Below are 18,425 nucleotides of genomic sequence, written 5' to 3'. Positions count from 1 at the left end.
CCGCCGAGAGTCCTGTGGCCAGTGACAGCTTGAGAAATCCTCGACGATCCATCTCGCTCTCCTCACACACAGACCAGAACTTCGAACAACCCGATCTCCGGTACTCGCACCCAGCCGTCGGTCACCGGCAGGTGTTCACCGGACCGCAGCGCTTCGACTTCCCGCACGCCGTCCGGCAGCCGCAGCCGCGCCGGACCGACGGGGACGGGTGGAGCGAACCGCTGGTCGGTATCCCCCGATCTGTTCAGCAGATGCACGACCGTCCCGGCCGCGGACCGGCCGACCACGATCTCGATCTGCTCCGGCAGGTCCGTCGCCATTGACGGCCCTCCGGTCCCGATCACCTCGTCGACAAAGAGATCCCGGTGCACACCCAGCCCGACCTCCCGGTACGAACGCCCGATGGTCCAAGGGAACAACACGGTGTTGCCACGCTTCAGGACTCCCGGATGCTCGAGCTGCACCTGCCCATGACACTTCTCCGGCGGCCCGTACGGCGCCCTGGACAGCGCAAGCAAACCGACCTCAGCACCAGTTGGCGGCTCCACGACCTGAAACGCACCGAACACCGGCACCCCGCCCTGGAGATGCAACCCCCGTGTAGCTGCTTCGGTCTCGTAGCTCGCCAACCGCCTCACCGGCAGCCGCGCCACCTGAGTGGCGCCCGTGGCGACGATCCCGCCGACGTAGCTCCCGAGATCAATGGGTCCGAGATCCGGAAGGACCACCACCCGATAACGGCTCAGGTCGGCATCGAGGAGCCGCTCCTCCGGCAACACATCGAACGGCACGTGACGCTGGAGCAACGACAGGTAGAGTCCCTGGAACTCGGACGTCGAGCCTTCCCTCGGCCTGACCAGCAAGGTCTCGGCGGCCGGCACGAGGTCCCGATAGACGTCCTGGTGATCGCGATGGAACCTGGTCAGCTCCCCCGCGACCTGCAGGCACGCATACGGATTGTCCGACGGCGTCCCCATGATGTACGTCGACGGATTCGCGCCACGAGCGATTGCCTGGAGCAAATACTGCGCGAAGTGATGAGGGTCCTCGCTCGCCATCCGGTACGGCATGTCCACGAATCCGACCGAGTTCGTCAGCACCGGGACCGTCGGGCGGTAGGTCTTCGCGGCACTCACGGCCTCACTGGTGCGGTGGTGCCACAGGCGACGGCCGACGGCGTTGTTCGCCTCGTGGAACACGATGTCGGCCTGGTCACCGAGCACGAGCGGCGCCTCGGGCCGGCGTGCCGCGAGGTGATCCCGGATCCGCTGTGTCAGGTCGGCGAGCACTGCTGCCGAGAACAGTCGCCAGTTCTCGTAGCCTGGTGAATCCCGGCCGTCCGGCAGCGGCGCGTCGTACCGCTCCTGGCAGGACACGCAGTGGCAGACGCCGTGGTACACGCGGCTGTAGTCGACCTCGTTGAACGACATCCAGTTGCAGAAGAAACCGTCGAGCGGGTAACGATCGAGGAGCTCGTCGAGGACCTCGAACAGCTTCACCTGGTAGTAGTCGCCGCTCGGGCAGACGCTGGTCAGGCCGTTGTAGACCTGGCGCGCGCCCTGCGGTCCGACGAAACACCAGTCCGGGTGGGCCTCGGCCCGGCGGTGGTCGATCTTGGAGAAGTCCATCCGGCCCATCACCCGGATCCCGCGGCGCGCGGCCGCCTTCACGGCGTCGCCGACCAGGTCGCCGGACGGACGCTCGGCCAGGTGCGGGTTGCGGGTCTGGAAGTCGAGGTCGGTCGGGTAGTTCGACAGGATCCCGCCGACGCTCAGCAGCCAGGTGTTGGCGCCGAACTCCTCCAGATAGTCGAGTACCTTCTCCACGTCCAGCCCGGCGTCGATCTCGCGCAAGTTGGTCTGGAACATCCGGAACGGGTCGTGCCACCACAGCCTCATGTCGACCCCCGGCGCAGCGTGCGGTAGAGCGCGGAGTGGTCGAGGTCGCCGTCGCCGTCCGCGATGGCGGCGTTCATCAACTGCTGGGCCGCGGCGGTGTTGGGCAGGGCCAGGTCGAGCTCGGCGGCGGCCTGGACGGCGAGGCCGAGATCCTTGCGGTGCAAGCGGATCCGGAACCCCGGCTCGAAGGTCTGCTTCACCATCCGCTCGCCGTGCAACTCGAGGATCCGGGAGCTCGCGAAGCCGCCCATCAAGGCCTCGCGGACGACGGCCGGATCCGCTCCGGCGGCCTGGGCGAACAGCAGCGCCTCGGCCACGGCCTCGATGGTCAGAGCGACGACGATCTGGTTCGCGACCTTCGCGGTCTGGCCGGCGCCGGAGCCGCCGATCAACGTGATGTTCTTGCCGAGCGTCGCGAAGATCGGGCGGGCTCGCTCGAACACCTCCGGCCGCCCGCCGACCATGATCGTCAGCGTCGCGTCCCGCGCACCGACCTCCCCACCTGAGACCGGTGCGTCGAGGTAGGCGCAGCCCAGTTCTTCGATCCGCGCCGCGAACCCGACGGTCGCGGTCGGCGAGATCGAACTCATGTCGATCACCAGCGAGCCCTCCTGCAGTCCCGCGGCGACCCCGGCCGGCGCGAAGAGCGCGGACTCGACATCCGGCGTGTCCGGGACCATCAGGATCACGATGTCGGACCGCTCCGCGACTTCCTGGCCTGACCCGCACACCTGCGCCCCGACATCGGTCCGGCCGCGGTGGACGAACAGCTCGTGGCCAGCAGCAATCAGATTGTCGACCATCGGACGACCCATCACGCCGAGCCCGATGAACCCGATCCTCATGCGTCGCCCCAATCCACGTGCACGACCTCCAGCAGGCCCGCGGTCGGGATCACGATCTCCGCGCGACCGTCCACGACCGTCGGCTCGACATCCACGCCAGCGACCAGCAGGCGCACCTTCACCGGCCGATCCGGTACGGCGATCGACACACGCTGGGGCGGTAGCGGGAGGGTCTCGCGGATCGGGCCGCGCATCGCCATCGGGTTCGTCAGGTTGACCAAGGCAACGGCCACGCCGGTGTCACCGCGATGGACCGCGACGTCGACCAGGCCTGCGCCCTCGACGGTCACCTCCGGCGCCTTGCCGAGCGCCCAGCCGACGGCGTTCGCGATCAGCCGGCCGTGGTCGGATTGGAGCGCCTCCCAGAAGATCGCGCCGAGGTTGAACGGGAAGTAGACGGTCCGGCCGCCGTTCGCGTTCTCGGTGCAGATCGCCGCGGGCCGGTCCGGCGCTTCCCGCGGGTACACCTCCTCCATCGGCAGATCGGGAAAGTCGGGAATGAACCTCCACGGAACGACCCCGGTCGCCTCGACGCCCAGGATGTTGGTGCCACCAATGATGCGGGTCGTTCCCTCGAAGCCCGCGTTCAGTGGATGCTCGTCCATCAGCGCGATGTAGTTGTTCTTCACCGCACGACTCGACTCGCTCAACCGGACACCCAGCACGTCGCCAAGTCCGAAGTCCTCCCGCGCTTTCCCATGCTCGTCGTACAAGGAGCTCTGGTACGACGCGACGATTGAACCGCCCTGGGCGACGTACTCACGCAGCACTGCGCACTGGTCGTCGCTGAGTTGCTCGGCGTTGGCGAGGACGACGAGCTTGAACGGGCTGAGCCGTTCGGCGGACAGGAGTTGGTCGGAGACGAACTCGAACGGGACGCGCGCCTCGACCAGCGCCTGGTAGAAGCCGTCCTCGTGATCGTGATCGCCGGCGTGGAGTTGGCCCGTGCGGGTCGGGTCGAGCAGGGCCACCTCGGCGGTGATGCGCAGGTCGCGCAGTACCGGCTCGACGGTCGCGTGCAGGTTGAAGGCGTCGACAATCGGCTGCACCCAGCGGTGGTCCGGCACGCTCGCGTTGAACTTGGTGAACCAGGGCAGCGCGCCGTGGGCGAACCCGTCGACGATCCAGGTCTTCACCTCTTCGCCCGGTGCGACCGAGTCCTTCCAGCGGTACTGGTGCTCCGGGCCGACCGAGGTGATCAGGCGAACCGGACGATCCGGGAAGACGCCGCGGTTGCGCTTGCCGTTGCGGCCCGCGGCCCAGGGCGCCTCGATCCCGTGCCGGCCTTGTTTGTCGATGATGAACAGCGGCGCGAGTGGTTCGGCCAGATCGCGGGCCAGGTCGCGCGCGGCGAGTGCACCCAGGTTCGGGACGAAGCGTGCATGCGGGCGGAGATCGCGAACCGCCTGGTCCCAGATGCCCACGAGTTCACCGAGTCGCCGGTGGCGCCAGTCGACGTACTCCGGCCAGCCCTCGGCGTACTCGGCGGCGGGCAACTCTAGTCCGGTCTCGTCGCGGAACGACTTGCGGGCGGCCTCGCTGTAGGAGATGCCGTAGTACCCCTCCCACCGGTTCGCGAAGACCGCGTCGACGCCGTAGTCGCGGACGATCTCGCGGATCACCTCGGTGATGAAGTCGCGGTGGTACGACGTGAACGCGCAGGTCAGCCAGATGCCGGGATAGGCCCAGTGCTCGATCGGGTTGCCGTCGCGATCGCGGGCGAGCCACTCCGGATGGGCCTCGGCGGCGTCGGCGTGGATCGCGTGCGGGTCGACGCGCGCCATCACGCTCATGCCGAGGCTGCGGGCGCCCTCGACCAGGGCGCCGAACGGGTCGGTGTCGCCGAGGTACTTGCTGCGGTGGTGGTACTCGAGCCGCGTCGGGTAGTAGGCGACGTACCCGCCGGCGCTGATGCAGGTCGCGTTCGACTTGCTGTCGCGCATCAACTGCAACCAGAAGTCCGCGTCGAAGTGCGCGGGATCGTCCTCGGCCAACGTGATCTGGGCCCACCGCGTGGCCGCCAACGGCCAGTCCGGATCGGAATCGGCGGCTGGGGCCTGCTGCTCGGGCTCGGTGTGCATCGCGCCTCCGGAGTGGTCGGGTTCTAAGATTGTCAGACAAGAGTGCACGACTGGCAAGAGCTGGTGTTAGCCTTTCGCCATGGAGTACCGGGGTCACGAGTTGAGCGCGAACGTCTCGATGCTGTTCACGGAGCTGCCCTATCCGGACCGGTACGCCGCTTCCGCGCAGGCCGGATTCCGCGTCGTCGAGTCCTGGTGGCCGTTCGCCGTACCCGATCCGTCCGCGGCCGAGATCGACGACTTTGTGCGGATGGTCGAGTCCGCCGGAGTGTCGCTGGGTGCGTTGAACTTCTACGGCGGCGACATCCCTGGCGGGGAACGCGGCGTCGCCTCGCATCCCGATCGGCAGGATCAGCTCGCGGCCAACGTCCGAGCCGTCGTGGCGATCGCGGAACGGACGGGGTGCCGGTTGTTCAACCTGCTCTACGGTCAGCTCGACGATCGCTGGTTGCCCTCGGAGCAGGCCGCGACTGCGGAGGACGCGATCCGGTCGGCGGCGTCGGGCGTGGCCGAGATCGGCGGGACGGTGCTCATCGAGCCACTCACCAAGGGGTTGAACGGCCGCTATCCGTTGTGCACCGCGGACGACGTACTCGCTCTGCTCGATGGTCGATTGCAGGATGTCGACAATCTGTCGATGCTGTTCGACACGTTCCACCTGGGCAGCAACGGGGTCGATCTCCTCGCGACCGCATCAACGGTCGGCGTCGCGCACGTACAGCTGGCGGACAGTCCGGGGCGCGGGGAGCCGGGATCAGGTTCGCTGCCGATCGACGAGACGTTGGATGCGTTGAAGGCCGCGGGCTACCAGGGTGTCGCGGCCTGCGAGTACAAGCCGACAACCGACACCGTCGCCAGCCTGGCTTGGATCTAAAGGCTTTCGCCGGCAGCTGCGCGGAGTGCGTCCGCGACGGCGGCGACCGCCGGCGTCTGGGTACGTCGCGTCAGCAGGAAGACCTCACGGCCGACCGAGCCCTCAGCCGGAAGCTTGACCGCGACTCCTGGTGGCGCGCCGTGGCCGAGGACCAGGTCCGGCAGGAGCGCGCCAGCACCCGTCGTACGCACCAACTCGAGCAGGATCAGGAAGTCGTCCGAGCTGTAGCGCAGATCCGGTTCGAACCCGCCGAGCTCCCGGCAGACCCGCACCTGCATCTCGCGATGGCCCGTGCCGGGTTGGCAGGACGCCCACGGAACGTCGGCCAGGCGCGCGATCGACACTCGGTCGGCGGCAGCCTCGGGATGATCTTCGGGCAGCACGACGCGGATCTTTTCGCGCAGCAAACGCTCGCGAACCAAGTCGGCATGCACGGCCCGCGGCTGACCGTCGTACTCGTCGCCGACCACCACGTCCAACTGCTGCAGCCTGAGCGCCGGCGCGGCCTGCTCCACCTCGGTCTCAGCGGCCTCGATCCGGATCTCACGGTGGCTAGCAGCCAAGGCCCGCACCGCCGGAGCCACGATGCGCAGGAACGCGGACTGGAAGGACGCGACCCGAACAACCCCGGCCACCCGGCCCGCCGCGACCGCAGCCAACTCCGCCTCTGCCGCCTCCACGCCCTCGAGCAGCGACGACGCATGCCGGACCAGGACCTGACCGGCCGCGGTCAACCGGAGGTTGCGCCCGATGCGTTCGAGCAGCGGAGTCCCTGCCTCCCGCTCCAGCACGGACAGCTGCTGCGAGATGGCACTGGGCGTGTACCCGAGGGCGCGGGCCGCTCCGTGCACGGTGCCGCGGCCGTGGACTTCCCGCAGGAGTCGGAGGCGATGCAGGTCCAGCATCCGTTCAGAATAGCTACACGATGCTGTCCATGAAGCCGCGATGGACGTGAACAATCGATTGGCCTGACCATCGATGCCGTGGGCGCCCTCTTCTGTCTTCTCTCCGCCGCCGGGTTCGGGGCGATGGCCGTGTTCGGCAAGCTGTCGTACGACGCCGGTGTGTCGGTCGAAGGGCTGTTACTGGTCCGCTTCGGTCTCGCGGGTGCCGTGCTGCTGGCGATCGCGCTGGCCCGCGGCGCACTGCGCAACCTCCCCCGCCGGGCCGTGCTCGCCGGTCTGGGGATGGGCGTGTTCGGCTATGCGGCACAGGCCGGTCTGTACTTCTCCGCGCTGGCCCGGATCGACGCGTCGCTGGTGGCGCTGATCCTGTACGTCTACCCGGTGCTGGTCATGGCCGGCGCCGTCGTACTGCGACGAGAGCGCGCATCGCGGCGGAGAGTGTGGGCTCTTGGCCTGGCGCTCGCCGGGATCGGGCTGGTGCTCAGTGGCGCGGCGACTGGCCGGTTCGACGTGGTCGGCGCGCTGCTGGCGCTGGGCGCGGCGATTGTCTACACCGGCTACATCCTGGTTGGTGATCGGGTCGAGATCTCCCCGCTCGCGCTTGCCGCGTTGGTCTGCAGCGGGGCGTTCGGCACGTTCCTGCTGACGGGGCTCGTGCGGGGCGGCACCGATCTCGGCTTCGCGCCGGCCGGATGGCTGTGGCTAGGCGCGCTGGCGCTCGTCAGCACGGTCGCGGCGATCCTGTTGTTCTTCGCCGGGATGGCCCGGGTCGGCCCGTCGGTCGCGTCGATCCTGTCGATCCTCGAGCCGGTGGTGACGGTGGTCGCGGCGGCCGTGGTGTTCGGCGAGGTGCTCACGCCGATCCAGTGGCTCGGCGGCGCGCTCGTGCTGTCCGCCGTACTGATCGTCCAGTGGCCCAGCCGATCCTCAACTCAGCCCGGGCGTCGGTCCTCGGCCCAAGCCGGGCGTCGGTCGTCTGCTCAGGCCGGGCACGGGTCATCCGCTCGGGCTGGGCACCGGTCGTCTGCTCAGGCTGGGCGGCAGACTGGGGCCGTGGGGAGGTCGGCGTTGGCTCGGGTCGCCGCGTTGAGGTTCTTCGGAGCCGAGGACCAGGCTGTGACCCAGAGCTCCTGCGCGTGTTCCGAGCCGAAGTCGCCTGCCGCGTGAGCGGCCATCATCGACAGGTGGTGGGCCCAGTCGGCGGCGGCCGCGCGGTCGGCGGTCGCTACCCGGCCAAGCACGGCCATTCGCTGTTTACACGCCGCCGCCGTACTCCCGGTAAGTTTCGCGCAGCCACCAGCGGACCTGGCCTGCGCGGTCACGGCGGAATTCAGCGCGGCGATATCCGCCGGTCCGGCCAGGCGCGTCCGCTTCCAGATCGCTTTCGTGACCTCTGCGGAATTCTTGCCGCTCAGCAAATCGGTCCTGGCCTGAACGTGTTCGCGCCAATGCCCGGCCGCCGTCCGAGCCGCGGCGACCACGGCCTCAGTCGTCCGGATCTCCGCAGTACAAGCATCGGCGGGCGCACTGCTGGTGACATTCGGCGCCGGCTCGGACACGCTCGCTGTCGGTGCCGGATGGCTTGCATTGTGTGCAGCATGATCCGCAGTGGGTGGAGGCTGAACCGCTGCCTTGTCACCCGACCCGAGTAGCGCGATCGCCACGCCCGCGGCGGCGATGACCACCGCGATCACCCCAACGGCGACCAGCAGCATCGGCCGCCGTTGCCGGTGTATTGCCCGTCTGGCTCGTGACATATTTCAAGTCCCCCAACTTGAACAATCGACCGTCCGGGCCAAAATGCTGCCATGGCACGCGGGAATGCGCGAACGATGCACTGTACGCGGCGGTAGTCGTGCATTCTGTACTCCGGCCGGAATTGCGCAAGTCACGGATCGGATCGGTCCGGACACACCGTGCCGACAATCGTTGCCGGATCTTTCGCCGGATTCGCGGCGTACGGCGGCAGACTGGATGACATGAACCGGCGGATGGCGTGGGCGGGAGTCGCCGCACTCGCGACGACGGCCGCCGTCGCATGTACCAGCGACGACGATGCGGCATCCCCTGCGTCCACTCCGAGTGTGGCCACCTCAACCCCGGCCACGCCATCCGCTGTTCCCTCGCCCACTCGCTCCTCCGCGGCGCCAACGCCCACCCCGACGGCGACGGCCCATCCCGTCTCTCTGCAGGCGCTCATCGCGAAGAAGTACGACGGCCGCAACCTGCGCCTCGTCCGCGTGCTGGGACGCAATGCCGCCTACACGCGCTACCACGTGACGTATTCCAGCGGCCGGCTGACGATCTCCGGGATCATGAACGTGCCGACCACGGCTGGACCACACCCGGCCCTCGTCCTGAACCACGGCTACATCGACCCGGCCATCTACACCAACGGCCGCGGCCTGATGCGCGAGCAGGACTACCTCGCGCGCCGCGGGTACGTCGTACTGCACACCGACTACCGCAACCACGCCCAGTCGACGGACGACCCACGAGCCGAACTCAACCTGCGCCTCGGCTACACCGAGGACGTGATCAATGCGGTCCTCGCGCTCCGGACCTCGCAGTACGTCGCTCCAGAGCGGATCGGACTGCTCGGCCGGTCGATGGGCGGCGGGATCACCTACAACGTGCTGGTCGCGCAACCCGGGCTGGTCAAGGCCGGCGTCGTCTTCGCACCCGTCAGCTCCGATACTGTCGACAACTTCAACCGCTGGACCCGGGACGAGCGGCCGGTCGCCACGGCGATCGTGCGCACGTACGGCGAACCGGCGCGGAACCCGACGTTCTGGCGCAACGTGTCACCGGTGAATTTCTTCGATCGGGTCACCGAACCGGTCCTGATCCACCACGGCACGTCGGACTCGACCTGCCCGATCTCCTGGTCACGCGAGACTCTCGCCGCGCTGAAGGCCGCCGGCAAGGACGCCACGATGTACACCTACCCCGGCGAGGAACACGCCTTCGGTCCGGCCTGGCCGACCTCGATGGCCCGTACGGTCGCATTCCTCAAACAGCACGGCGTTTGAGCGCGCTGACGGCGTACATCGTCAGCGACATGTGGAAGGCGCCTCGGTCGGCTGCTTCGCTGAGGGATCGGGAGAACGCGTCCGCCTCGGCCGGAGTGATCACGCCGGCCTGGGCGGCGGTGAGATGCATCATCGCGATGAAGCCCTGGCGTGCACCTTCCTGCGCTTCGATCCAGGTGGACGCGGTCTCGCCGGTGATCTCCAGGCCGGCTTGGGCCAGCAGGCCGCGGAGTTGTCTTCCGGAGAACGGGTTGGCGGACTCGGACAGGAAGTAGTCGACCATCCGTTGCAGTACGTCGGGATCGGCCGGGTCGATGATGGCTGTCGCCCAGTCCGTGTCGATCAGCGCGATCCGCCCGCCGGGACGGAGTACGCGCGTCATCTCCCGCACCACCGCGGTCGGATTGTCGACGTGCTGCAGAACCCGCTCACAACGGAGAACATCCACCGACTCATCCGCGAACGGCAGCGCCTCCGCATGACCATCGACGTACTCCACCTGCGCACCACCGGACCGAGGTACCGCCTCGGCCTCTCGGACTGCGTCGGACCCTCGCGTCGCCTCGGCCCCTCGTACTGCGTCGGACCCTCGCGTAGCCTCGGCCCCTCGGGTTGCCTCGGCTCGGTGGGTTGCCTCGGTGCGGAGGCCGGGGCTCGGCTCGACGCCGATCGCGTGGCCGTCCGGTCCGATCAACTCCGCGAAGGCGACCACGTCCTCGCCCGTGCCCGAGCCGACGTCGACCGCCGTCTCCCCCGGTGCCGGTGCCAACTGCTGGAGCGCCCACGTCTTCAGCGCCTTCACGGCCGGCCGCGACGCCATCTGGTCGAGGATGAACGCCTGCCGCTCGACGTTCTGCTCCGCGACGTGCGTGAGCTTGAAGCTCCCCCGCGTCCCGTCGACCACGGGCTCGTCCGGCACCTGCGTCTCGGTCATCTGCTCTCCCCCTTCAGTACGCCGAGACTAGCGCCGGACGAGCCCGCCCCCGAAGCCCTTTCCCTCAAGGCCGTTGAGGACACGGCCCTTTAGGGCAACGGCTCCCATTCATCGTTGGTCATCCGGAGGATCGCCCACCCCACCGCGGCGAACCCGGCGGCCTGCAGACCCCAGCCGAACAGATCCAGCGTGTGGCTCGGCACAATGATCGCCGCGACGAAGTGGATCGGCTGCGACACCATCACCGCCACCGCGGCCCACCGAGCCACGATCCGCGACCGCCACATCGCGATCCCCAGCACAACCGTCCCGACCACGTGCCCAAAGACGAAGATCGCACCCGCCAGATTCATCGATCCGTGCGTCACGTCGACCGCCTTGGTGATCGACCCGACGTCCAGCCCCGCCGTTCCAGCCGACCAGGTGAACAGATCACTGGACGCAGTCCACGGCAGCGCCAGATACCCCGGTACGACGAGGAAGAGTGCGATCGCGGTCAGCCACGGAGCCCGTCGACGGGTGAGCCGGCCGACAGCGTAGGCACCCGGCACCAGCGTCAGGATCCCGATGAAGCCGAGCCAGATCACCATCGAGCTTCGATCCAGATTGTCGACAATCTTCGTGACGATCGTCGACACGTCGTCCACCGTGTCGTACGGCAGGAAGTACCGCAGCAGAGCGATCGCGGCCGGCCCGACCGGCAGGATTAGAGCCGTGACCCACCGCGAGACGGGACGTACGTCGGCGCCCGTCGTACGCGTCATCGTCTGGCTCATCACGCACCCACCAGCTCACGCGACGGCAGCAGCACCGCGATCACACCGAAGATCGTCAGTGCTACGCCAATCCCCGCGGCGGCGATTGCCGGCGCCGGAACGTCGGACGCGAAGAACGCCGGTACGGCGAACAGCGCCGACGCGATCCGCAGCGTGATCAGCGGCGCCAGCGCCCACCGCCTCCCCCGCCAGGCGAACCCGACCAGCACGAGGCTGACCAGGCCGACCACGGCCGCACCGACCGCGATCTCCATCGGCGGGTGCTCCCCATCGGTCAGCAGTGGCGTGAACAGATCCACCACCGACAGCAGCCCGAGCACAACCAGCCCGGCCTTGTTCCTTCCAGACATCTCGCTACCCCCTCAACAGGTTCTGACCGCTCCACCGTCACGTGGGGGCCGGTCGCTGCGCTTGGGGTCGCCGTCCCAGCGGTCCAGGCATCTCCCCGGCCGATCCGGGATCGCGTTCCCGAGACGCCAGGACATCTCCGGGCGCACACTGCCGGTATGACCGCATCCAGCACCCCGTCGAAGCGCTTGCTCGCCGGCGGTCTGGGCGCGTTCGCCGTCGCCGAGGTCGTCGCCGGGCTGGCGATTGCCGCCGCGATCGGCTTGAGCTGGCCGGAACTCGTGGACGCATTCGTGGTGACGAACGGCCTCATGGGCCTGACCTTCGGACTCTGCGGTGCAGTGATCGCCTGGCACCGCCCGTCGAACCCGATCGGCTGGCTCTTCATCGCCGACGGCATCGGCCACGCCACCACCGCATTCGCCGGGCCGCTCGCCGTAGCGCTCCCGGACGGGAGCACGATTCAACGCCTGACCGTCACCGTCGCTCTGGCCGCATGGCCATGGTCGATCGGCCTGTTCCTCCCGCTCGCCCTGCTGCTGTTCCCGACCGGCCACCTGCTCTCACCCCGGTGGCGCTGGGCCGCGATCGGCATCATCGCCACCGCACCACTGTTCGTGCTCGAGATGGTCGGCAGCGGCGACTCCCTCTCCCCCGGCATGGCGAGCGGCTATCTCATCCTCCCGTCGTACGACGCTCTCCAGCCGCTCTGGACCGCGACCGAACTGCGCAACCTGGTCGCGTTGCTGCTCGCCGTCGCCTGTCTCTTCGTCCGCTATCGCCGCGCCGACGAAATGGGCCGCCGGCAACTCTTGTGGTTGCTGCTGGCCTCCGTCATCGCGATCCTCTTCGTCACCCCGTGGTCCTTCGTCGCCGGGACGCCGATCTTCGTATTGTTGACAATTCCGCTCATCCCGATCGCCGTCGCGGTCGCGATCGTGCGGTACCAACTGCTCGACATCCGGCTCGTCGTCTCCCGCGCACTGACCTGGGCGCTGCTGTCCTTGGTTGCCATCGGCGCCTATTCCGCCCTGGCCGCGCTCCTCGGCACGTTGATCTCGTCGCACGTCGGCCGATCCGCCGCGATCACCGTGGTCCTCGCGCTGATCCTCGCGCCGATCCTTCCCCGTCTCCAACTCCTCGTCGACCGCGCCCTGTACGGCGATCGCCGCGACCCCGCCCGCGTCGCATCTCGCGTCGGCGAACAACTCTCCGCCGGAGCCCGAACCGCCACCCGCGCCGGCGACCAACTCTCCGCCAGGGCCCGAACCTCCGCCCGCGTCGGCGAGCAACTGACGGCCGGCCTCCCCGGCGTAGTCGCCGCCGTCCGCACCGCTCTCCGCTTCCCGTACGTCGGTCTGATTGTCGACAACACGACTGTCGCCACGGACGGCACGCCACCGCAGACCGTCGTACCGCTGGAACTCGAGTACGGCGGCCGGGTCGTCGGAGTGCTCGAGGTCGGCTTGCGATCCGGCGAGTCCACGGTGTCGTCGACGGACCGCGACGTCCTCGCGCTGGTCGCCGTACCGCTCGCCGCTGCCGTGCATGCAACCCGATTGTCGACAGAACTCCAGTCGTCCCGGGAGAAACTGGTCTCCGCACGAGAAGAAGAGCGCCGGCGAATCCGCCGCGATCTGCATGACGGCCTCGGCCCCACGCTGACCGGCGTCGCGTTCACCGCGGACGCCGCCGCCAATCTGGTGTCGACTGATCCGGTCAAGGCGGGTGACCTCCTGGCAACCCTGCGCGCCGACACGCGTACCGCGATCGCCGACGTACGTAGGCTTGTTGACAATTTGCGACCACCCGCGCTGGACGAACTCGGCCTGGTCGGAGCGCTGCGACAGCGAGCAGACCAATTGTCCTTCCGTGCAGACGGCGCGTCCGTCCAGGTGGAGGTTTCGGCTGACGGACTGCCGGCACTGCCCGCGGCTCTGGAGGTCGCTGCCTATCGGATCGCTACCGAAGCGCTGAACAACGTCGTCAAGCACTCGCACGCGACCACCGCCGTACTCGCTCTACGCTGCGGCCCCGACCTGGAAGTCGAAGTCACCGACAACGGCCCACCCAACGGCGCCTGGCGCCCAGGCGTAGGCCTCCAAGCCATGCACGACCGAGCCACCGAACTAGGCGGCCACCTGGAAGCCGGCCCAACCCCCACCGGCGGCAAAGTCCAAGCCCACTTCCCCTTGGACCCCAGATGATGCCCCCACTCGCCCACCGCCACCTGAAACCGCCCCACTCAGGCTCCCGTCGCCGAGACCGCCTTCGCCTGGAGCAATCACGACCCCAGTCCCCACCCAAGGTTCACCTGGTGCAAAACACAACCCGCTCCACCTCCCCACCCCAACCTTCGCCTGGAGCAGACACGACCCGTTCCGCCACCCCGGGCCGCCCTTCGCCTCGAGCAGACGCGACCCCGTTTCACCCGCCCCAGCCCGCCCTTCACCTGGAGCAAACCCGACCCCGCTCCACCACCCCCGGCCCGACCTGCGCCCGAAGCAAACCCGACCCGTTCCACCACCCCGGGCCGCCCTTCGCCTCGAGCAAACGCAACCCGTTTCACCCGCCCCAGCCCGACCTTCACCTGGAGCAAACCCGACCCCGCTCCACCACACCGACCCGACGTTCGCCCCGGAGCAAACACGACCCCGCTCCACCACGCCCGCCCATCGCTCGCCTGGAGCAGACACGACCCGTTCGGCCGCCTCGGCCTGATCTTCGTCTGGAGCTGATATGACGCCACCCGCCGACCAGCTTTCGCCTGGCGCCGAGATCATCCGGGTTGTGCTGGCCGACGACCATCCGGTTGTTCGCGCTGGGCTCGCCGCCTTGCTCACGTCGTTGCCGGGCATCGAGGTGGTCGGTGTTGCCAAGACCGGACGAGAGGCAATCCGTGAGGTCATCACCACCCGGCCACACGTCGCCGTACTGGATTTGCAGATGCCCGACCTCGACGGATTCGCCGCGACCCGCGAACTGGTCCGGTCCGCGCCGGAGGTCGCCGTACTCGTGTTGACAATGTTCGAGGACGACGACTCGGTGTTCGCCGCCATGCGCGCCGGCGCCCGCGGCTACCTCGTCAAAGGCGCCGAACAGGAAGAGATCGCGCGCGCAATCCGCGCAGTCGCCGCCGGCGAGGCGATCTTCGGCCCCGGCATCGCCCGCCGAGTCCTCGGCTTCTTCTCCGCCCCACCACCCACCGCCGACCCGTTCCCCGAACTCACCACCCGCGAACGCGAGATCCTCGACCTGCTAGCGGCCGGCCTCTCCAACCCCGCCATCGCCACCCGCCTGGACCTGGCCCCCAAAACCGTCGCCAACAACGTCTCCGCCATCTTCACCAAACTAGGCATAGCCGACCGCTCCACCGCCATAATCCATGCCCGCAACGCCGGCCTAGGCACAGACCACTCCTGAGCGTCTACCGGACAGCGTTCAGGTAGCGGTTGCCGATTGTTTGCAAGTGGTCGATCAAGGCAGGTGGACCGTCGACGTGGAACTCGAGGCCGAGCATGCCGATGTAGACGGCAAGGATCTCCAACGACTCAGCGCCAGTGACGAGGACGCTGGTGTTCTCGTCAACCGACTCCACAATCCCAACGGCAGCATGGATCCGGGACAGGACTTCCTGCGCGGGAGCAAAAACCGTGATCCGGGCATGCACCTTCCATCCGGTCGTCGCGACGTCCCGGAGTACGAACTCGGTGTAGTCGTCACCCGGCATCGGCCGAGGCTTGTAGCGCCGACCTGTTGCCATCCGCAACGACATCCAGTCGACCCGGTACGTGCGCCATACGTCGGAATCGTCCCGAGCGACGAGGTACCAGTACCGCTGCCAGCTCACCAGCCGATACGGCTCAACGAGAATCGGCAGCTCGCTCCCGACCCCCGACCCAGGGCCACGAATCGGCACATCCACAGGGATCTCGTAGTCGAAGCGCAGGTAATGCTCATCCCGAATGCAGGCCGCGATAGCCGTCAGCACCCCGGGATCGATCTCCGGATCCGCCACGTTGGAGCCAGTGTTGTCCGGACCCTTCTCCATCGTGCTGCTGATCGCCTTCACCTGCCGCTGGAGCCGATGCGGCAGCACCTGCTCCAGCTTCGTCAACGCCCGCGCGCTGCTCTCCGCCATTCCGACAACACCAGCCCCCGTCCGCAACCCGACAGCGACCGCCACCGCCTCCTCGTCATCCAGCAGCAACGGCGGCAGCTTGGCACCAACGCCCAACTGATAGTGCCCGGCCGCACCACGCGTCGCATCGACCGGATACCCGAGCTCGCGAAGCCGGTCGATGTCGTTGCGGATCGTCCGCGTCGTCACCTCCAACCGCTCGGCCAACTCCGCGCCGGTCCAGGCCGGCCGAGCCTGCAGCAACGCCAGGAGAGACAGCAACCGCGACGAGGTTTCGAGCATGCAGAAAATCATCGCACAAACAGGAACGTAATGTTCCTATATGGATCCTACGGTGAAGCCATGAACACGAACGAGAGCATCCGGCCCTTCACCGTCGACATCGCCCAGGCTGACCTGGACGATCTGCTCGCCCGCCTCGCGCGGACGCGGCTGCCCGAGCCGGCCCCCGGCGACAACTGGGACCTCGGCACCCCGAACCACTACCTCCGCGAGATGGTCGACCACTGGCAGCACGGGTTCGACTGGCGCGAGCAGGAAGCGCGGATGAACGAGTTCCCGCACTACCTGACCGAGATCGACGGCCAGACCGTCCACTTCATCCACGTGCCGTCCAAGGTCGAGGGCGCGACGCCGTTGCTGTTGCTGCACACCTACCCGGGGTCGTTCGTCGACTTCCTCGACATGATCGGCCCGCTCACCGATCCGGTCGCGTACGGCGGCTCGGCCGACGACGCCTTCTCCGTCGTCGTACCGTCGATGCCCGGCTTCGGCTTCAGTGCGCCGCTCGTCGACCGGGGCTGGACGATGGCGCGAGTGGCGAGGACCTACGACACCTTGATGCGCCGGCTCGGCTACTCGTCGTACGGCACCCATGGCTCCGACGGCGGGGCGATGGTGTCCCGCGAGCTCGGCCTGTTGAACCCGGAAGGCTTCCTCGGTCTGCACGTGCTGCAGCTGTTCTCGTTCCCGTCCGGCGACCCGGCCGAGTTCGAGAAGTTCACGCCCGAGGACTACGCGGCGCTCGAGCACCTGAAGTGGTTCCAGTCGGTCGGCGGGTACAACGCGATCAACGCGACCCGGCCGCAGACCGTTGCCGTCGGCATCTCCGACTCACCGGTCGGGCAACTCGCCTGGAACGAGCTCTTCAACAACTTCGGCAACGGCACCAGCCTGGTCTCCCGCGACCAGATCCTGACCGAGGTCTCCCTGTACTGGTTCACCAACTCCTCCGCCGCGGCCGGCCGCTACCACTACGAAGAGGCGCACGCCGGCACCGAACCCCAGCTCAACCACGCCCCCACCGGCGTCGCCGTCTTCACCGACGACTTCAAGACCATCCGTGCGCTGGCCGAGCGCGACAACACCAACATCGTCCACTGGTCGAACTTCGACAAAGGCGGCCACTACGCCTCCCTCGAGTGCCCCGACGACGTCACCAACGACCTCCGCACCTTCTTCCGCAACCTCTGACCAACGTCCTCCAGCCGGCTCACCCTCATGGGTGGGCCGGCCAGCTCGTCCTGCACAGATCCCGGCAGATAAAGGTCCGCGCCCACCCGGCCGCTCCGCGACGTACCAAGGCGGCGACGGTCTCCTGGCCATCCGCGTCCGATCCGCTGGCCGGCCGCCGTACGAGGGGAGCCCGGAGTGCTCGCGCACTCCGGGCTCCTTTGGGCTCCACCCAGCTGGAGGGAGGTCCGGGCAGAGCTTCCTATCACGGGCCCGCAACCGGCGAGGACCACTGAACCCGAACCACCCCCACCAACGTCATCCCCAAACTCCGTCTCCGACGCTACGCCGCACCATCCACCCCGACAACGACTCACCCCTGTCGCAGAGGACGTTCAAACGCTCGCTCTCTGCTAGTGCGTCGTGAGAAACGCCGCGAGTTCCCGTTCCCGGTCATCGAACGTCGGTCGGTCCACCTCGATCGAATCGCCTTCCAGCGTCAGGGTCACCGTTCCCGGATTCTTCCGCCGCCGAATCCAATCCCCCAGTACGGCGACCACGGTCTGCTCCGCGCCCGCGCCCATCAACGCGACCGCGATCGCCACCGTTCCGTCTGACGGCTCAACAACGTCCTGCGTGGGGAGCTCCTCCCCCGCGAACTCCTTCCGCAACTGCTGGAGGGCCTTCACACACTTCTTCTCGTCCACCCCGTGCCCAGCCGTCGCCCGCACCTCGACCCAGCGCCCTTCGCCCATCCCAGCTCCTCCAACGGTTGCGTCCGGCCCCATTCCACGGCCTGTGGATAACTTCGGCGTCGCGTGCTTCCCGACTCCTATCCTGATGAAGACGTCCCCCAACCGGAAGGATTTCAATGCCTTTCAACGAAGCGCCGCACATCCTCCCCGACGGAGCCCACGTCTGGGTACAGCCCACCGCCGAGGCGTCGACGTACCTCCCAGACCTGCTCAGCCTCTTCCGTGCCGGCAGCACCGAGCCCTTCGTGTTCGGCGACGAAGGCCAGCCCGAGGCCGCCATCATCCCCGTCGAGATCTGGCGCGCCCTGGTAGCCGTGGCCACCGACGAAGACGGCTACGACCTCAGCCACCTTCTCGTCCAGGCTCGCCCCGAGGTTCACTGAG

Annotated in this window: 16 protein-coding genes; 7 read left to right on the top strand and 9 right to left on the bottom strand. The window is 68.1% G+C overall.

The window, feature by feature from the left end:
* Window positions 1-62: 62 nt before the first annotated feature.
* The 3 genes from ACGFH6_RS07175 to ACGFH6_RS07165 are packed head-to-tail and all read right to left on the bottom strand — an operon-like array spanning window position 63 to window position 4,824.
* On the bottom strand, window positions 63-1,898 hold the full coding sequence (locus tag ACGFH6_RS07175; protein WP_393381295.1) for a hypothetical protein: 1,836 nt from the start codon (window positions 1,896-1,898) through the stop codon (window positions 63-65).
* On the bottom strand, window positions 1,895-2,743 hold the full coding sequence (locus ACGFH6_RS07170) for a 2-hydroxy-3-oxopropionate reductase (protein ID WP_393381293.1): 849 nt from the start codon (window positions 2,741-2,743) through the stop codon (window positions 1,895-1,897). The genes ACGFH6_RS07175 and ACGFH6_RS07170 overlap by 4 nt, the downstream gene beginning before the upstream one ends.
* Window positions 2,740-4,824: an alpha-amylase family protein gene (locus tag ACGFH6_RS07165; protein ID WP_393381291.1), complete on the bottom strand. Its 2,085-nt coding sequence runs from the start codon at window positions 4,822-4,824 to the stop codon at window positions 2,740-2,742. Before ACGFH6_RS07165 ends, ACGFH6_RS07170 begins: the two co-directional genes overlap by 4 nt.
* Before the next feature lie 79 nt (window positions 4,825-4,903).
* On the opposite strand from ACGFH6_RS07165, the gene ACGFH6_RS07160 reads away from it, so the two are divergent.
* Window positions 4,904-5,698, top strand: coding sequence for a hydroxypyruvate isomerase family protein (locus ACGFH6_RS07160; RefSeq protein ID WP_393381289.1), 795 nt, complete (start codon window positions 4,904-4,906; stop codon window positions 5,696-5,698).
* Here ACGFH6_RS07160 and ACGFH6_RS07155 read toward each other — a convergent pair.
* Window positions 5,695-6,603 (bottom strand): LysR family transcriptional regulator, encoded by a 909-nt coding sequence (locus tag ACGFH6_RS07155; RefSeq protein ID WP_393381287.1) that lies wholly within the window; start codon window positions 6,601-6,603, stop codon window positions 5,695-5,697. The genes ACGFH6_RS07160 and ACGFH6_RS07155 overlap by 4 nt on opposite strands.
* Window positions 6,604-6,681: 78 nt before the next feature.
* On the opposite strand from ACGFH6_RS07155, the gene ACGFH6_RS07150 reads away from it, so the two are divergent.
* Together ACGFH6_RS07150 and ACGFH6_RS07145 are read left to right on the top strand one after the other, a co-directional pair.
* Window positions 6,682-7,770, top strand: a complete 1,089-nt coding sequence (locus ACGFH6_RS07150) for a DMT family transporter (protein ID WP_393381286.1) — start codon at window positions 6,682-6,684, stop codon at window positions 7,768-7,770.
* Between the two features lie 812 nt (window positions 7,771-8,582).
* Window positions 8,583-9,635: an alpha/beta hydrolase family protein gene (locus ACGFH6_RS07145; RefSeq protein ID WP_393381284.1), complete on the top strand. Its 1,053-nt coding sequence runs from the start codon at window positions 8,583-8,585 to the stop codon at window positions 9,633-9,635.
* On the opposite strand, the gene ACGFH6_RS07140 is transcribed toward ACGFH6_RS07145, so the two are convergent.
* The 3 genes from ACGFH6_RS07140 to ACGFH6_RS07130 form a co-directional block, all read right to left on the bottom strand.
* Window positions 9,616-10,569, bottom strand: coding sequence for a methyltransferase domain-containing protein (locus tag ACGFH6_RS07140; protein WP_393381282.1), 954 nt, complete (start codon window positions 10,567-10,569; stop codon window positions 9,616-9,618). The two genes, ACGFH6_RS07145 and ACGFH6_RS07140, sit on opposite strands and share 20 nt — an antisense overlap.
* 89 nt (window positions 10,570-10,658) lie before the next feature.
* Window positions 10,659-11,333: a hypothetical protein gene (locus ACGFH6_RS07135; RefSeq protein ID WP_393381280.1), complete on the bottom strand. Its 675-nt coding sequence runs from the start codon at window positions 11,331-11,333 to the stop codon at window positions 10,659-10,661.
* 11 nt (window positions 11,334-11,344) lie between these two features.
* The gene (locus ACGFH6_RS07130) at window positions 11,345-11,695 is read right to left on the bottom strand and encodes a hypothetical protein (RefSeq protein WP_393381279.1); all 351 of its coding nucleotides are present in this window, start codon (window positions 11,693-11,695) and stop codon (window positions 11,345-11,347) included.
* Between the two features lie 156 nt (window positions 11,696-11,851).
* On the opposite strand from ACGFH6_RS07130, the gene ACGFH6_RS07125 reads away from it, so the two are divergent.
* Both ACGFH6_RS07125 and ACGFH6_RS07120 read left to right on the top strand, forming a co-directional pair.
* Window positions 11,852-13,900, top strand: a complete 2,049-nt coding sequence (locus tag ACGFH6_RS07125; RefSeq protein WP_393381277.1) for a histidine kinase — start codon at window positions 11,852-11,854, stop codon at window positions 13,898-13,900.
* 532 nt (window positions 13,901-14,432) lie between these two features.
* Complete coding sequence (locus ACGFH6_RS07120) at window positions 14,433-15,116, top strand: response regulator (protein WP_393381275.1); 684 nt, start codon at window positions 14,433-14,435, stop codon at window positions 15,114-15,116.
* Between the two features lie 4 nt (window positions 15,117-15,120).
* Here ACGFH6_RS07120 and ACGFH6_RS07115 read toward each other — a convergent pair whose 3' ends face one another.
* Window positions 15,121-16,116: a helix-turn-helix transcriptional regulator gene (locus ACGFH6_RS07115; RefSeq protein ID WP_393381273.1), complete on the bottom strand. Its 996-nt coding sequence runs from the start codon at window positions 16,114-16,116 to the stop codon at window positions 15,121-15,123.
* 60 nt (window positions 16,117-16,176) lie between these two features.
* Between ACGFH6_RS07115 and ACGFH6_RS07110 the strand changes: the two genes are divergently transcribed.
* Window positions 16,177-17,307, top strand: a complete 1,131-nt coding sequence (locus tag ACGFH6_RS07110) for an epoxide hydrolase family protein (protein WP_393381271.1) — start codon at window positions 16,177-16,179, stop codon at window positions 17,305-17,307.
* 392 nt (window positions 17,308-17,699) lie between these two features.
* Here ACGFH6_RS07110 and ACGFH6_RS07105 read toward each other — a convergent pair whose 3' ends face one another.
* Window positions 17,700-18,041 carry a hypothetical protein gene (locus tag ACGFH6_RS07105; protein ID WP_393381269.1) on the bottom strand — a complete coding sequence of 114 codons (342 nt, stop codon included), beginning with the start codon at window positions 18,039-18,041 and terminating at the stop codon, window positions 17,700-17,702.
* 116 nt (window positions 18,042-18,157) lie between these two features.
* Here ACGFH6_RS07105 and ACGFH6_RS07100 point away from each other — a divergent pair, with 116 nt between their 5' ends.
* Complete coding sequence (locus ACGFH6_RS07100; RefSeq protein ID WP_393381267.1) at window positions 18,158-18,424, top strand: hypothetical protein; 267 nt, start codon at window positions 18,158-18,160, stop codon at window positions 18,422-18,424.
* Window position 18,425: the final 1 nt, after the last annotated feature.

The sequence above is a fragment of the Kribbella sp. NPDC049227 genome (assembly GCF_043197265.1).
In the GTDB taxonomy this organism is placed as follows: Bacteria; Actinomycetota; Actinomycetes; order Propionibacteriales; family Kribbellaceae; genus Kribbella.
Note: the sequence above shows the minus strand (reverse complement) of the source record. Positions and strands in the feature narration are given on the sequence as shown.

What these genes read in the sequence shown, in the direction of transcription:
- ACGFH6_RS07175 (WP_393381295.1), bottom strand. Translation starts at nt 1,898, where the DNA reads ATGAGGCTGTGGTGGCACGACCCGTTCCGGATGTTCCAGACCAACTTG.
- ACGFH6_RS07170 (WP_393381293.1), bottom strand. Translation starts at nt 2,743, where the DNA reads ATGAGGATCGGGTTCATCGGGCTCGGCGTGATGGGTCGTCCGATGGTC.
- ACGFH6_RS07165 (WP_393381291.1), bottom strand. Translation starts at nt 4,824, where the DNA reads ATGCACACCGAGCCCGAGCAGCAGGCCCCAGCCGCCGATTCCGATCCG.
- ACGFH6_RS07160 (WP_393381289.1), top strand. Translation starts at nt 4,904, where the DNA reads ATGGAGTACCGGGGTCACGAGTTGAGCGCGAACGTCTCGATGCTGTTC.
- ACGFH6_RS07155 (WP_393381287.1), bottom strand. Translation starts at nt 6,603, where the DNA reads ATGCTGGACCTGCATCGCCTCCGACTCCTGCGGGAAGTCCACGGCCGC.
- ACGFH6_RS07145 (WP_393381284.1), top strand. Translation starts at nt 8,583, where the DNA reads ATGAACCGGCGGATGGCGTGGGCGGGAGTCGCCGCACTCGCGACGACG.
- ACGFH6_RS07140 (WP_393381282.1), bottom strand. Translation starts at nt 10,569, where the DNA reads ATGACCGAGACGCAGGTGCCGGACGAGCCCGTGGTCGACGGGACGCGG.
- ACGFH6_RS07135 (WP_393381280.1), bottom strand. Translation starts at nt 11,333, where the DNA reads ATGACGCGTACGACGGGCGCCGACGTACGTCCCGTCTCGCGGTGGGTC.
- ACGFH6_RS07130 (WP_393381279.1), bottom strand. Translation starts at nt 11,695, where the DNA reads ATGTCTGGAAGGAACAAGGCCGGGCTGGTTGTGCTCGGGCTGCTGTCG.
- ACGFH6_RS07125 (WP_393381277.1), top strand. Translation starts at nt 11,852, where the DNA reads ATGACCGCATCCAGCACCCCGTCGAAGCGCTTGCTCGCCGGCGGTCTG.
- ACGFH6_RS07120 (WP_393381275.1), top strand. Translation starts at nt 14,433, where the DNA reads ATGACGCCACCCGCCGACCAGCTTTCGCCTGGCGCCGAGATCATCCGG.
- ACGFH6_RS07115 (WP_393381273.1), bottom strand. Translation starts at nt 16,116, where the DNA reads ATGCTCGAAACCTCGTCGCGGTTGCTGTCTCTCCTGGCGTTGCTGCAG.
- ACGFH6_RS07110 (WP_393381271.1), top strand. Translation starts at nt 16,177, where the DNA reads ATGAACACGAACGAGAGCATCCGGCCCTTCACCGTCGACATCGCCCAG.
- ACGFH6_RS07105 (WP_393381269.1), bottom strand. Translation starts at nt 18,041, where the DNA reads ATGGGCGAAGGGCGCTGGGTCGAGGTGCGGGCGACGGCTGGGCACGGG.
- ACGFH6_RS07100 (WP_393381267.1), top strand. Translation starts at nt 18,158, where the DNA reads ATGCCTTTCAACGAAGCGCCGCACATCCTCCCCGACGGAGCCCACGTC.